12 protein-coding genes and 2 tRNA genes are annotated in these 14,086 nt (G+C 59.4%); 3 read left to right on the top strand and 11 right to left on the bottom strand.

The annotated features are described in order from the left end of the window. Positions 1–3 precede the first annotated feature (3 nt). The 5 genes from O4G74_RS06635 to O4G74_RS06615 form a co-directional block, all read right to left on the bottom strand. Positions 4–954: a hypothetical protein gene (locus O4G74_RS06635; protein ID WP_269401857.1), complete on the bottom strand. Its 951-nt coding sequence runs from the start codon at positions 952–954 to the stop codon at positions 4–6. Next, positions 951–1,574: a dTMP kinase gene (gene tmk, locus O4G74_RS06630; protein ID WP_269401856.1), complete on the bottom strand. Its 624-nt coding sequence runs from the start codon at positions 1,572–1,574 to the stop codon at positions 951–953. The genes O4G74_RS06635 and tmk overlap by 4 nt, the downstream gene beginning before the upstream one ends. After that, on the bottom strand, positions 1,571–2,728 hold the full coding sequence (locus O4G74_RS06625; protein WP_269401855.1) for a D-alanyl-D-alanine carboxypeptidase family protein: 1,158 nt from the start codon (positions 2,726–2,728) through the stop codon (positions 1,571–1,573). Before O4G74_RS06625 ends, tmk begins: the two co-directional genes overlap by 4 nt. Positions 2,729–2,818: 90 nt before the next feature. Next, on the bottom strand, positions 2,819–3,409 hold the full coding sequence (locus O4G74_RS06620) for an SPOR domain-containing protein (RefSeq protein WP_269401854.1): 591 nt from the start codon (positions 3,407–3,409) through the stop codon (positions 2,819–2,821). A gap of 510 nt (positions 3,410–3,919) precedes the next feature. Beyond that, positions 3,920–4,933, bottom strand: a complete 1,014-nt coding sequence (locus O4G74_RS06615) for a septal ring lytic transglycosylase RlpA family protein (RefSeq protein ID WP_269401853.1) — start codon at positions 4,931–4,933, stop codon at positions 3,920–3,922. Between the two features lie 280 nt (positions 4,934–5,213). On the opposite strand from O4G74_RS06615, the gene O4G74_RS06610 reads away from it, so the two are divergent. Together O4G74_RS06610 and O4G74_RS06605 are read left to right on the top strand one after the other, a co-directional pair. Then, positions 5,214–5,303: transfer RNA gene (locus O4G74_RS06610), tRNA-Ser, on the top strand. 279 nt (positions 5,304–5,582) lie between these two features. Continuing rightward, positions 5,583–5,667 (top strand) — tRNA-Leu (locus O4G74_RS06605). 251 nt (positions 5,668–5,918) lie between these two features. On the opposite strand, the gene O4G74_RS06600 is transcribed toward O4G74_RS06605, so the two are convergent. From O4G74_RS06600 to O4G74_RS06590, 3 genes are all read right to left on the bottom strand, one after another. After that, a complete protein-coding gene (locus O4G74_RS06600) occupies positions 5,919–6,302 on the bottom strand; it encodes a hypothetical protein (RefSeq protein ID WP_269401852.1) in 384 nt (127 codons plus the stop codon). 109 nt (positions 6,303–6,411) lie between these two features. Then, positions 6,412–7,056, bottom strand: a complete 645-nt coding sequence (locus O4G74_RS06595; RefSeq protein ID WP_269401851.1) for a GNAT family N-acetyltransferase — start codon at positions 7,054–7,056, stop codon at positions 6,412–6,414. Further along, positions 7,056–7,631 carry a hypothetical protein gene (locus O4G74_RS06590; RefSeq protein ID WP_269401850.1) on the bottom strand — a complete coding sequence of 192 codons (576 nt, stop codon included), beginning with the start codon at positions 7,629–7,631 and terminating at the stop codon, positions 7,056–7,058. Before O4G74_RS06590 ends, O4G74_RS06595 begins: the two co-directional genes overlap by 1 nt. A gap of 122 nt (positions 7,632–7,753) precedes the next feature. On the opposite strand from O4G74_RS06590, the gene O4G74_RS06585 reads away from it, so the two are divergent. Next, positions 7,754–8,707, top strand: a complete 954-nt coding sequence (locus tag O4G74_RS06585) for a LysR family transcriptional regulator (RefSeq protein WP_269401849.1) — start codon at positions 7,754–7,756, stop codon at positions 8,705–8,707. A gap of 11 nt (positions 8,708–8,718) precedes the next feature. Here the strand turns inward: O4G74_RS06585 and O4G74_RS06580 are convergent, their stop codons facing one another. The 3 genes from O4G74_RS06580 to mfd form a co-directional block, all read right to left on the bottom strand. Beyond that, positions 8,719–9,093, bottom strand: coding sequence for a helix-turn-helix domain-containing protein (locus O4G74_RS06580; protein WP_269401848.1), 375 nt, complete (start codon positions 9,091–9,093; stop codon positions 8,719–8,721). Positions 9,094–9,419: 326 nt separating this feature from the next. Then, positions 9,420–10,517, bottom strand: a complete 1,098-nt coding sequence (locus tag O4G74_RS06575; protein ID WP_269401847.1) for a CaiB/BaiF CoA transferase family protein — start codon at positions 10,515–10,517, stop codon at positions 9,420–9,422. Between the two features lie 111 nt (positions 10,518–10,628). Continuing rightward, positions 10,629–14,075 (bottom strand): transcription-repair coupling factor, encoded by a 3,447-nt coding sequence (gene mfd, locus O4G74_RS06570; protein ID WP_269401846.1) that lies wholly within the window; start codon positions 14,073–14,075, stop codon positions 10,629–10,631. Positions 14,076–14,086 lie beyond the last annotated feature (11 nt).

Genomic DNA, 14,086 nt, shown 5'->3' with positions numbered 1-14,086 from the left:
GACTTAGACCTTCCCGGCGCCGGTTTGAAGGGTCGAGACGAGCTTTGATGCCGCTTGCACCGGGGTCATGTGCAGATTGCGCTGCGAGGCGACAATATTGTGAAGCTGAAACCAGACATCGGCCCATGCAGGCGACTCCTCGGCCTTGGAACTGACCCAGCCCAGCAACTCCTCCGCAAAAACCCCAAACGAGGCCTGATCTTCTGCAGCGGCCTGTATCGTCGTGGAAAGTACGGCATCGGCAGGCTTTGGAAGAGCTTTCAGAAAGCTGCGGGCAGCGTGCGACGCGGCGAGAACTTTCTGGCCGGTGAGCGCTTCTACACGTCCCGGCCGACCCGCAACAAGGTCAGCAACTTGCTCGGGCGACTCAACTTGCTGCGCTCTCAAAGCTGCGAGCGTTTCTTCTTTCCTAAGGCTAGTCAGGCGAAGCGACTGGCAGCGTGAACGGATCGTCGCGAGTACGGGAACAGTCGCGTGCGAGATTAGAAACAGCATTGCGCGTGGCGGTGGCTCTTCGAGCGTTTTGAGCACCGCGTTGCGACCGTTTGCATTCATTTCATCAAGCGAATCGAGGATACCGATACGCCAGCCACCCAGAGCGGGTTTAAGTGAAAAGAACTGGTTCAGTTCCCGGATCTGATCGACGGCGATGTCCTGCTTCAACTTGCCATTATCGCCAACTGCGCGCTGTACGTGCTTCAGGTCAGGATGTCCTGACGACAGCACTTTCTGCATAACTGGGTCGCTTGCACTGGCGCCTGCCCTGTCGCTATCCGCTGCGGGCTGTGCGCCAAGCAGCATAGCGGCCAGGCGAAGCGCAAATCGCGACTTGCCAATCCCTGATGGCCCTTCGATGATCCACGCGTGATGAAGCCGCCCGCCATCCATCGCTTTCAGGAATTTCTCCTGAGGCGCCTTGTGACCGAATAGCGGAAGCGCGATGTCTTCGCTCATGACATGTCTTCAATCGCACGGAGTGCATCGGCCAGCACCGCAGCTGGAGATTGGGTTGCATCCATGACCCGGCACCGCTCCGGGTGGGCCGCGGCCAGGTCCAGAAAGCCCTGTCGGACGTCCATGTGAAACTCGAGCGGCATGGCTTCGAAAACGTCGGAGCCGCCGCGGGCCTTACGCCGCGCCATCAGTTCTTCCACGGGGCCGTCGAGGACAAGCGTAAGGTCTGGTTGGTGCTCGGCCACGACGAGATCATCCAGCATTTCAATAATGGCTGGAGCGAGACCGCCAAGGCGCTGATAAACGCGCGTTGAGTCGGCGAACCTGTCGCAGATTACGTTCTGGCCCTCTGCAAGTGCAGGCTCGATCAGCTTCTCGAGATGATCCCGCCGCGCCGCATATACGAGAAGCGCTTCGCTCATGGCGCTCCAGCGGGCGTCGGATGGCGGCGATAGAACAAGGCCCCGGAGTGTCTCGGCAAGCGGTGTGCCACCAGGCTCGCGCGTGACGGTCACACGCTGTCCATGATCCAGAAAGTGGTTCTCAAGGCCCGCAATCAGCGTCGACTTGCCAGTGCCTTCGCCACCCTCAATCGTTATGAACCGCCCGCGACGGCTCATTGGTCGTCGCCAGCCCCCAGTTTGAGGCTGAGCCCGGCGACAGCCTTACCCATGAAGCCGAGCTTTTCCACGGATGAAGTTGCAACCAGCGGTGCCGTAATCGGCTCATCGCGCCCTTCCATGGTAACAACCAAAGTGGCGAGCTGCTGGCCTTCTTCGATTGGCGCGGAGAGCGGCCCGTCATAGACGATTTCAGCAGAGGCTTCATCAAATGCCCGCTTGTGGCCGGCGACGCGCAGTGCCTGTTCGAGACGAACACCGACTGTGCTGACCTCTCCATTCCAGACGGGAAGCTCCGCGAACGCCTCCTCGGTCGGCTCAACAGTGCGTGTGTCAAAGGCCGTAAAAGCCAGACGCATCAGGCGTTCTGATTCTTCGGCGCGTGCCTGCGAACTTGGCAGACCGTTCAGTACCATGACCATTCTCTGGCCGTCGCGCTCAGCTGACGCTGTAAGTCCATAGCCGGACACTTCGAGGTGGCCGGTTTTAAGGCCATCGGCCCCATCCATGGAATAGAGCAGCGGATTGCGGTTGCCCTGCGTGATGCCATTCCAGGTCATCTCGAGTTCAGAATAGTACTTGTAATACTGAGGGTATTTGCGGATTTCGAGCGCCGCCAGTTTTGCAAGATCAGCGGCGGAAATGACATGGCCATCAGCTGGCAGGCCGCTCGCATTCTCGAAATTGGCGGAGGTGAGGCCAAGCTCATGCGCAAGGTCTGTCATGCGGTCGGCGAAGGCTTCTTCTGAGCCTGCGAGGCCTTCGGCCAGCACGATGCAGGCATCATTGCCAGAAAGAACGATCACGCCGCGTAGCAATTGCTCAACAGTCGGCGTTTCGCCGATCTTGAGGCCCATTGTCGAGCCGCCCGTGGCCCAGCCACCTTCGCGCCATGCACGTTCACTGACCACCAACTCGTCGTCGAGCGAAATCTCGCCGCGCTCGATCGCGTCATAGACGACGTGGGCGGTCATGATCTTGGTCATCGAGGCCGGTATCATGGCCTCAGATCCGCGCTTGGAGAACAGGATGTCGCCAGTCTCATAGTCCATGATGACCGCGTACTCTGCTTCAGTGTCGATATACTGGGCAGATGCCGGCAGCGCCGCAGCTGCGAGGACAGAGAGGGCGGCAAGCAGGTTTGGGCGAAGCATTTTCGGGTCTCCGGGAATAGGTAACGCGGTGGAGCGATAACCTAGACCACAGACGGCGTTTTGAAACCCGGGTCAATGCAGGAGTCTGTATCAGCCGGCCGTTACAAAGCCATCCGCAAAGCCAAGCTGGCGAAGGCTCGCGCGGGCACTGTCTGCCGCGTCGCGCGACTGGAACGGGCCGACCATCACGCGGTGATAGGTCTTACCTCTCACATTCGCAGCCTGGACGCCGCTCGATAGTCCGCCACCTATTCCATCTGCAACACTGCTGGCTTTGCTGGGCTCGGTGAACGAACCGACCTGCACGTATAGAGAGCCTGTTGCGGGTGTGGGGGTGGCTTGCCGTTCGAAGTCAGCCTGAAGAAGCTGAGGCGTTGATTCAGGCTCTACCGGCGCCGAGGAACTGATGCCTAGATACTCGACCGCGACCTGAGCGCCGAATGGCCTCGATATTCCGAGCAGATCGGCCGCGTCCGAAGAAAGCGTCAGCGTTTCCTCGCGCCGTGCCGCTGTCCGGCTTGTAATCTGCACCACGAGTTCGGCATTTGTTTCCGGGTTGCGAACATGGGCGAGACTGTTGAGCGGCAAGGACGGATGTCCTGCAACCATGCGTCCATCAGAGCCAGAGAGCGCTGATGAAATCGCGACATTGTTTAGGATGGCGCCGTTCAGGTCAGGCAAGGCCGTTCCAGTTACCTGAATGGGCTTTGCGGAAACTGGCGTGCGTACGCTTCCCGGGTACGAGAAATGAATTCTGCGACGGACCTGGGGCAAGGCGCCAGACCCGGTGTGCGTGACCGGGCCGCGCCAAGTATCCTGAACGGCTTTCGGGTTCAGTCGAGGTGTGGTGGTCCCAACTCTAGCAATGCTCCGCGCCGGTCTTGCCTGTTCGACAGAGCTGATGCGGACAAAATCTATCGGGGCGGCGTCTCTTGGCCCGGCTTGGGCAGAAAGCGGAAGTATGGACGCGAGAAGCGTTGTCGCTGCGAGCGCGCGCAGACCCGTATTGGCGTTCAATGCCATGGCAACCTCGTTCTGAAGTCATATTTTCGTGTCCGACATTCTGCCGACGCACGGACCGATTTATTCGGTCATGAGGAACGCTAGACCAACAAGGTAGAAATCCATTGAAGACTAACTGAAAGTTCGGGCCTTTTGCGGTAGGAATTTGATTACGAAATGGCCCCTGCTCTATCGGCTAACGATGAAGCCTTCACCAAGCCCGAGCAATTTCAGGTTCTGCCTCGCCCGCTCGCCTGCTTCGCGCGTTGCGAATGGGCCTGCGAAGACACGGAAATAATCGGCATCGTTGATCCGGACAGCTTCAATATCGGTCTGGAAACTTGAAGCGAGACGCTGCGAGACATCCTGGGCATTATTGATCCGCGTAAATGAGCCAACCTGCACATAAAGCTGCGGCCCGTTTGCAGGCATCGGCGCTGCGGCCTGTATTGGCGCTGCTGGCGGCGGCGCGGGAATGGCGGCGAGATCACTCGATTGAACCGGGCGCAGATCGTTCGGTCGCGGCTGGTAGCTAGCGAACTGTTCTGGTGCAGCGCTGGTTTGCGGCGTGGCGGGCGCTGGAGCAGGCGCCGAATTGCCGAGTTGGGCCGGCGTCGGAGCCGATTTGCCGGGATCAGGAACGCCCAATGACGGTTCGACCCCACCAAGGAGGGTGTCATCGTAAAGCGTGGGCTGATTTCCCCTACCCTCCGGTTCAGGCCAGCTGCGGGTCTCGGCGTGCGCTGCGTATTGATCGGCTGCGTCGTACTGTACGGTCTGTTTCGCTGGTGCCGGACCGAGATAGTCAAGTGTGACGGTCGCCACCCCCTGCTCCAGCATGCCGAGCGTTTCCGCAGCGCGGCGCGACAGGTCGATGATACGTCCGCCCGTGAACGGACCGCGATCATTGACGCGTACGACAATCTCCCTGCCGTTTGACTGGTTCGTAACCTTTACGAGGCTCGGCAGTGGGAGGCTTGGGTGAGCCGCTGTCAGCTGCGCCGCGTCAAATATCTCGCCGCTCGCAGTTGGCCTTCCATTGAAGGCACGTCCATACCACGACGCCTTGCCGCTCTCCTTGGCAGCGACGAAAGACGTTGTCGCACTTGCCGGGTTGAGAAGTGGCGCCGAAAGATCCAGCGCACTGCTCCGCTGAGATATATCAAAATCTACGGTGTCTGATGAAGACGGAAGCGCGGCCATGCAAAGCGCAACGGCGCTTGTGAAAAGACGGGCTGACACAGGAATCGATGTCACTCTAGGACCTCGTTTGATGCGCGGGTTTAGCTCTGGCCGAAGCATGCTTGCGCAAACATCGGCTCAACTAGCCTCCCCAGTGGTTCAAATTACGGTGCAAATTCCAAACAAAGTGTTGCTTTGATCAGGATCCTGAGCAGTCAGGTCGCTTCAGATTACGGCGGAAATGAGGTTCAGCACTGCTATTGCATTTTGCGTCGTGATGCCCGAAACAGACGCCCGCCGCGGAGGGATGGCAGAGTGGTTGAATGCACTAGTCTTGAAAACTAGCGAGCGTGCAAGCGTTCCCGGGGTTCGAATCCCCGTCCCTCCGCCAGGCCTCATTTGATTCAGTGACCCTCTCGAAACCGCGCCTCTCGCGTGGGGATCGACTATGCTGGCTGGCTCCGCGTGGTGACGTTCAGTCAGGTTCTCGAACCCAATAAAATCATGAGCTGTAGAGGCATCTCGCTCCACGGCCAGATAGGCTGGGTCAAAAATTCGCTCCAGCAAAGCAGCGGCAGATACCGCCATCATATGCGCGGATATTTCGCTGGATTTGCCCGTTGACGTTGACGCGTGCCCACCGTATCAACCCGCGTTCCGAAGCCGGATTGCCCAGGTGGCGGAATTGGTAGACGCGCACGGTTCAGGTCCGTGTGTCTCACGACGTGGAGGTTCGAGTCCTCTCCTGGGCACCATCGGATAGTTTCCAAGATCGATGTATGGCTTTCTCATCAGTACCTTGGGGCTTGGCCAGCACTTGCGGCCGCAGGCCCGTTGGGGCTGCGGTGATCTGTGGTGCGACGGCTGCTGACACCTGTCTCCTTTGATGGGCTCAGGACGAGGGTCAGGTGCACATGGCGGACCTTGAGCAGTGAGCGCGCCTATTTATGTGCGGCGCTATAGATACCTGCCTGCGCAGGTGTTTTCGGCAGGATGGTCGCTGTGACTAAGGCGGCACGAGTTCGATGGGTACGGGTAGTGTGCGTCCGGATGCATCAACCGGTGCCTGCGGGGCCCGTAGCGCGGGCGCCTTGAATTCGGCGTCCCTAATGCCCTGCCGGACCCCCAAAGAGTCGAGCGGCAGTCTCTTCCAGGGCTCGCGAGGCGCAAAAGCGGTCCAGTCCGCGGGACCTGGCTGGTCCCCAAAGGCCTGTAGCGTGATATAGATGCGGCCCTTTCTGCAGACCGAGTAGCCGATGAGCCCGGAGCGATGTTCGGTGCGCGTCGTCATGAGGTAGCGGTCCAGCCAGTAAACCTCCCAGAGGAAAACGGGCCAGTACCAGAGCTCCAGCTCTGCCAGTACATCAAGGATCCAGTCACGGGCGATCATGGAAGTGAATGTAGCCGTGCGCCACCGGTGTCGGAAACTTCGGTGCAGAGATGGTGTTTCTGACGGTGCATTGACGGTGTTTTCTTTGAAGTGTGCCCTCGGCAACTGCTCAGGCAGCCTCCTCGCGGTTCCGATCACTGGAGCGCTGGGCTGATTCCTCGAGTATGCCCTGTCGATCCCAGTCGCCTTCGGGACGTATCAGGATGAAGGGATCGCTTCCGGATGTAAGCGGGTTGGGATGGCGCGGAACGGGAATATCGATTTCGAGATATTCGAAGTCGGAGAAGCTGAAGCTTTCCCTTCCATCCTGAAGCTCGCAGTGAAGCACGCGTGACCAGAGTGGCCATAGGCGTGCCTGTATCTGCCCGATCATCAGGCGGTAGCCTTTGCGCGATGCAATCTCGATCGCGTGGGCGAGCAGAATACGTTCAATGTGCCGGCCCCGCATTGATGGCAGGATGCAGACGCGTTCGATCTTTCCGAAGTCAGCAAACCATCTGAGACGTAGTGTGCCGACAGGCTCCCGGCCTATGAAGGCAATGAGGTGAAGCGCGGCGAGGTCATTGCCGTCATACTCTTCATCATAAGGGCAGCGCTGTTCGGCCATGAAAACGGTGGCGCGGATGGCAAAGACACGCTGGAGGTCATCCAGTGACTGTACGGGGCGCACACGCAGCGCGCGAAAACTGTCTGGCGAAGGTGCTCGGCGCAGCGCCTTGCAGCCCGTAGCCGGGTATGGAAGTGGGATGGTCATCAGTCGGCGCTCACAGGGTCAGAAACGAAAAGGTCTTTCAGTCCGCCAGATACCGGACGGTAGCCCAACCTCAGCATGGAGCGTGCGCCGTCTTCGGTTGCGCCGCGGGCATAGGTGGGGACAGGTGCGAAGGCGTTGAGCCGCAGATCTGCCGCTGCCATGAGCACCGATTTGCGCGCGTCACGTGTGGCGCCCGCATAGATGCCACAATAGACGCCAAAGATCGGCGTACCAGCAGGCGCGATGTGCCGAATGGCCGGGTCTGCAGGGTTGAAGCTGCCATTCTCGACAGCCGCCCTGCCCTCTTCAGTCACCGGAACCAGGAGGAAGACACCTGCAATCGGGTCGCCCGTGTTCCAGATGGTCATTTGCGTAATTGCATCGATGGTTCCAACAACTTCGGGACGAGCGAGGGCGCCCCCGATAAGGGCTTCGCCAAGCCTTAAAGTCTCAATGATTTCGCCAGGCCCGGCGCGGCGGATCGCATACTTTCCCATGATCTTTGCGACGTGGCCGGGTAATGTGTTGCAATATGGTCGGGCGGTTTGCGATACAACTGTGCGGTGAATGGTCATAAAAAACTCCCTTTACGCGAGATTCTTCGGTTTTCGCGCAAGGGTTGTCAAGTTGTGTAATTTACTTTTTTCCAATTCGCGGTCAGGGCATGGTGGTCGCCCCTGGTCCGGAAGGCATTTAAATGAAAAAGACATCCCTCGACTGGGACAAGCTGCGTGTTTTTGGCGTCGTCGCTGAACTGAAAAGCCTGACCGCAGCGGGCAAACGGCTCGGAGAGTCCACGCCAACCGTCAGTCGGAAAATCGATGAGCTCGAGAAGATGCTCGGGTGTGATTTGTTCAATCGCACAACGAAGGGCGTGGAGCTGACGGAGGCAGGCCGGGAAGTCCAGAGACGAACCCGCGCCATGTCCGACAGCGCCAATGACATCGTCAACACGGTGAGTGACTTTGATCTGGAGGGAAGCGGCAGCCTTCGGTTTTCAGGACAGGATGGCGTGGCGTCGCATTGGCTTGCCCGCCTCATCCCGCAATTCCAGGAAGAGAGACCGGGGGTAGATCTCGATTTTCAGATCGCCGATCGTGAAGCAGATCTTGCAGGAGGCGATGCGGACCTGAGCATCACGTTCAATGAGCCACGCTTGAGAGACATTCTCTCAATCAGGCTAGGTGTGCTCCACTACATGTTCTTCACGACGAAGGATTACCTCGCGGGGCGTACGGCGCCCGCAAGCCTTTATGACCTGATTGGTCACGACGTGCTGATGCATGACGCCTATTCCTACCAGATCGAGAGCTGGTCGAGCCGGGCTGTCGATCTGAAGAAAGCCATCCGGTTCAAGCTGACGACCAATTCAGGAACTGTCCTTCGTGAAGTCTGCGCGAATGGTGGCGGAATTGCCGTCATGCCATCCTATGTGGTGGAACTTGACCCGCGTCTGATCGCGCTGGAGCTTCCGGAAGTCGCGCCGATCCAGTTCTGGTTGACCTATACGCCGAGGATTCAACGTCTATCGCGCGGACGGCAGTTCATCGACTGGACGAGAAAGCAATTCTCAAATGAGAGGTCCCCCTGGTTTCAGGACACATTTGTCCATCCCAATCAATTCGACAAGTATGCGAAGCGAGACAGATAGGTCTCTATACTTCAGAACGTCTTGAGAATTGTTATGATCGCCTCAAGTTTTTTGGGATCATCAATGGTTCGCGTCACCCGGCTGACCTCAGCGCGCATGCGATCAATCTCACTGTCACCGCCATCGGTGCCACCAAGCAAAACTTCGTCCGGGAAGAGATGGTCGATTGGCACCGCCAGAAGGTTGGCGATGGCCGCAAGGGTACCTGCACTGATACGGTTGGTCCCGTTCTCATACTTGTGAACCTGTTGATATGACAGGCCAAGCTGCTTGGCGAGATCATCAAGGGTCATGCCTACGCGGCGGCGCGCCTGTCGTACAAGTTGTCCAATTCCGCGATCAGCGTCACTCACCTTGCGCGGCGAAGCAGTCAAAACTGTGCCCATGGGAACCCCTCGTGAATTGCAACTCTAACTGACAGTTATTGATATAGGTTATCGCCTAGCTTTATCCGTTACATCAATTGGGACGTTCATAAAGAAAATGAAACACAAATATATCTTCGAGTTTAGAGAAAGTTTTCAATAATATAGAATTGCAAAAAAAGGGGCCGCCCTAAGGCAGCCCAGTTCAAGCAAGAAGGACGCCGGCTCGCAAAGCTTCAGGAGAATTTTTCTCCTGTCTCTGCAGCCGACGTCCTGTTGATAGCAAAGTCTAGCTGAACACGCCTGCATACGGCTCGTTGTGCCGTGTTCAGCTATGCTGGCCGAGGTCAGCCGATGTCCCAGTCCTTCAGGACTTCGTCGGTATGCGCGCCCGGACTTGCCGGCGGGCGCTGGATTTTACCTGGCGTCCTCGAAAAACGTGGCGCCGGAGCCGGTTGGGTCACACCTTCATAGTTCACGAAGGTCTGGCGTTCCTTGTTGTGCGGATGTTCGGGCGCCTCTGCCATGGACAGAACCGGCGCGAAACAGACATCGGTGCCTTCCATGATCTCACACCACTCATCGCGGGTCTTCGTCTTGAAGACATTGATGATCTTCGCCTTGAGGTCCGGCCATTTGGAACGGTCCATCTGGTGTTGGAAGTCCGGATCGGTGAGACCGGCTTTCTCAAGCAGGAGCGCGTAGAATTGCGGTTCGATCGAACCGATGGCGACATAGCCGCCATCCTTGGTTTCATAAGTGTCATAGAAATGCGCGCCGCCATCCAGCAGATTGTTCTCGCGTTCATCGTTCCAGACGCCCATGGCACGCATGCCAAAGAACATGGAGCTGAGCGAGGCCGCGCCGTCCGTCATCGCCACGTCGATGACCTGCCCCTCGCCGCCGCCGCGAGCGTTGAGGATTGCGGCCAACAGGCCGAAAGCGAGATAGAGTGCGCCGCCACCGTAATCGCCGATGAGGTTCAGCGGTGGGTATGGACGCTCACCCTTGCGGCCCATGGCACCTAGCGCGCCAGTCAGCGCGATGTAGTTGAGGTCATGGCCGGCAGCCTGTGACAGCGGGCCGAACTGACCCCAGCCTGTCATGCGGCCATAGGCGAGCTTTGGGTTGCGCGCGAGGACCACATCTGGGCCGAGGCCGAGACGTTCCATGACACCCGGGCGGAAACCTTCGATCAGGCCGTCGGCCTTTTCGATCAGCTTGAGTGCGGTTTCGACATCGTCAGGGTTCTTGAGGTCGAGCGCAATGGATCGGCGGCCGCGTGATTCGACATTGGCTGGCGTGGCGGCGCGCCCGCCCTTGCCTGCCCGGTCGATCCGGACAACGTCAGCGCCGAGATCGGACAGCAACATGCCGCAAAACGGCCCTGGCCCGATGCCCTGAAATTCTACAATCCTCACGCCTGTAAGTGGTCCGCTAGCCATCGCCTCGCTCCTCCATGATTTCGCAATGGCGAGACCATATAAGAGCCGGTCTTGCTGCCAAGAGTTGCCGTCGCGTCGTGCCGCGCGCTGGTTTGCAGCGGTGGTGCGGCGTCAGGCAGGCACGAGGCCGCCAAGCTCTCGCAGCAGGTTGCGAATGAGTTGGATGCGTTTGTGTTTCTCATCGGGTGCCCGGGTCACGACCAACTTGCCGTCGGGGCGAAGCTTCATGGAGTTCGGACGAGACTGAACGATGGTCATCAGCTCGCGTGGCTCCACCGGTGTGTCTTCGCGGAACGCCATAACGATGCCTTTCGGGCCGGAATCTAGCTTGCCGATACCAAGCTTCTTACAGGCTGCTTTGATGGCGGTGATGTCGAGAAGCTGTTTGGTCTCCTCCGGCAGCGGACCGAACCGGTCGATGAGTTCGGCGGCGAAACGCTCTCGGCCCTCGTCAGTGTCGATCTCAGCAAGGCGGCGGTAGAGGGCGAGGCGGACACCGAGATCCTCGACATAGTCTTCCGGTATGAGCACAGCAACGCCGAGATTGATCAGCGGTGACCAGTCGTCTGCGACTTCTTCTTCCACGTCGCTGCCGGATTTGAGGGCGTTGACCGCGTCCTCCAGCATGGACTGGTAGAGCTCCACGCCGACTTCCTTGACGTGGCCGGACTGCTGGTCGCCGAGGAGATTGCCTGAGCCGCGCATATCGAGGTCATGGCTGGCAAGCTGGAAGCCTGCGCCAAGGCTATCGAGCGATTGCAGGATGCGCAGGCGCCGCTCGGCGCCAGGCGTCATCACATGCTCGCGCGGCGTGGTGAGATAGGCATAGGCACGAAGCTTGGAGCGGCCGACGCGCCCGCGAAGCTGGTAGAGCTGCGCGAGGCCGAACATGTCGGAGCGATAGATGACGAGCGTATTGGCGCGCGGAATGTCGAGTCCGCTTTCGACGATTGTGGTCGAGAGGAGCACGTCATACTCGCCCTCATAGAAGGCGGTCATGATGTCCTCGAGCTCAGTCGGTGGCATCTGCCCGTGGGCGACGATGAAGCTCACCTCCGGCACGTTGTCGCGCATGAAGGTTTCGAGGAAGTCGAGGTCAGATATCCGCGGGGCGACGAAGAAAGCCTGACCGCCGCGATACTTCTCACGAAGTAGCGCCTCACGGATTGTGACGGTGTCGAACTCGGCCACATAAGTCCGCACTGACAGGCGGTCGACGGGCGGGGTCGCGATGATGGAAAGGTCCCGGATGCCGGTGAGCGCCATCTGCAGGGTGCGCGGGATCGGCGTTGCCGACAGCGTCAGGACGTGGACGTCCGATTTCAGCTCTTTCAGGCGTTCCTTGTGCTTCACGCCGAAACGCTGCTCCTCGTCGACGATGAGCAGGCCGAGCCGTTTGAACTCGATAGACTGGGAGAGAAGCGCATGGGTGCCGACGATGATGTCGACGTCACCGTTGGTGAGCCCTTCGCGGGCCTCATTGGCTTCCTTCTGGGTGACCATGCGCGACAGATGGCGGACTTTGACGGGCCAGTTGGCAAAGCGTTCCGAAAAGGAATTGAAGTGCTGACGGGCGAGCAGCGTGGTTGGCGCGATCACCGCCACCTGCATGCCGCTCATCGCCGCGACAAAGGCAGCGCGCAGGGCCACTTCGGTCTTGCCGAAGCCAACATCGCCGCAGACCAGACGGTCCATGGGCCTGCCGCTGGAGAGATCGGTTAGCGTGTCTTCAATGGCGTTGAGCTGGTCGTCGGTCTCCTCATAAGGGAAACGAGCGGCGAATTCCTCGTAAAGCCCCTGCCCTGTCGTGGTCGGCTCGGCCCGTTTCAGCTCACGCGCAGCCGCAATCTCAAGCAGTTCAGCGGCCATCTCCAGGATGCGCTTCTTGGCTTTCGCCTTACGGGTCTGCCAGCCGACACCACCCAGCTTGTCGACAGCGCTTTCAGCGTCGTCACTGCCATAGCGGCTGATGAGATCGACGTTCTCAACCGGTAGATAGATCTTGTCGCCGCCGGAATATTCCAGCTCAAGGCAATCGTGCGGCGCACCCGTCAGTTCAAGCGTCTTGAGGCCTTCGTAACGACCAACGCCGTGATCGACGTGGACGACAAGGTCACCGGTATTGAGGGACGCAGCCTCGGATATAAAGTTGGCAGCCTTACGCTTGCGGCGCGGGGCGGCGAGGCGGTCACCGAGCACGTCCGGCTCAGAGATGATGGCGAGGGTTTCGGTCTCGACGCCCTGCTCTAGCGGCAGTTCGCAGATGCTGAGACCTGCGGTGGCTGCGGCATCCATCGAGTAGACCCGTGGAAGCGTGCCGAGGCCGTGGTCTTCCATGACATTGACGAGCCGGTCTGCCGAGCCGGATGTCCATGCACCGAAAATAACGGTGAGACCTTTTTCGCGCAGCGCCTGTGCATGGGCCGCGGCCGATTTGAAGACATTTGTCTCAGGCTGGGCGCGTTCGGGCGCAAAATCGCGTCCATGTTTACCGCCTAGGTCAATGCCCGTCTCGGCCCCGGTCGCAGAGAAACGGGCAATCCCGCGCGCGGAGAGCTCTTCGTCGAGCTCCTTTGCATTTAGGTAAAGCGCATCTGGCGGCAGGACGCGCGCCGGCCGGTCATCTGTCGCCGCCTCGAGGCGGGCGGCGTGATAGTCTTCTGCCTGCGAACGGCGTTCGCTGGAAGCTTCGCCAGCCAGATAGCCAAAACCAACCAGCGCGTCGCTGCCGACATAATTGAACAGGCTATCAAGATGATCGTGGAAAAGCAGGAGCCAGTTTTCTAGGCCCTGGCGGCGGATCTGGGCCCGAGCAGCTTCATACATCGTGTCGCCGCCCGGTGCACCGAAGGCATCAAGGTATTTCTCGCGAAACAGGCTGAGCGTGTCGCTGGAGAACAGTATCTCGGAGACGGGCGCAAGCGTGATCGAAGGCAGCTCGCGCGTCGAAATCTGGGTTTCCGGGTTGAAGGCTTTTAGCTGGTCCAGCGTATCGCCGAACAGGTCGAGCCGGATTGGCTCATCGCTGGTTGGTGGATAGATGTCGATGATGCCGCCGCGAATTGCGTACTCGCCCCGCTCACTCACCGTAGAGGAGCGGATATAGCCGTTGACGGACAGGTAGTCGGTAAGCGCGTCCTCTGCGAGTTCTTCGCCGACACTCATGGAAAAGCTGGCCGCGCGCATGGTTTCGCGCGGCGGCAGGCGCTGGATCAGCGACGAGCCAGTCGTGATGACCAGTAGAGGCTTGCTGCCCTCTCGTTGCTGCGCAATCCGCGCAAGTGCCGCGCAACGCTGGGAGGCGACCGCGGCGCTTGGGCTGACCCGGTCATAGGGAAGCATGTCCCAGCCGGGCAGAAGCACCCTGTCCATCGTCGGGTGGAAAAACTCTGCCAGCTTGATCGCCGTGGCGGCAGTCTTGTCATCCCGCGCTACGTAAAGCGCGATACCGCCCTTGTTCAGCAGGGCGTCCTGGAAAGCTTTGAGGTCCACCCCGAATGGAGCGCCAGTGACGTTTGTCGGCGCAGATAGGGCGGATAGGCGCGAAAGGCTGGGCATTGGTCGATCAC

This window comes from Henriciella marina (assembly GCF_027213945.1).
GTDB classification, from domain to species: domain Bacteria; phylum Pseudomonadota; class Alphaproteobacteria; order Caulobacterales; family Hyphomonadaceae; genus Henriciella; species Henriciella marina_A.
The sequence above is the reverse complement of the archived record's forward strand: the minus strand, read 5'-3'. Positions and strand labels throughout refer to the sequence as shown.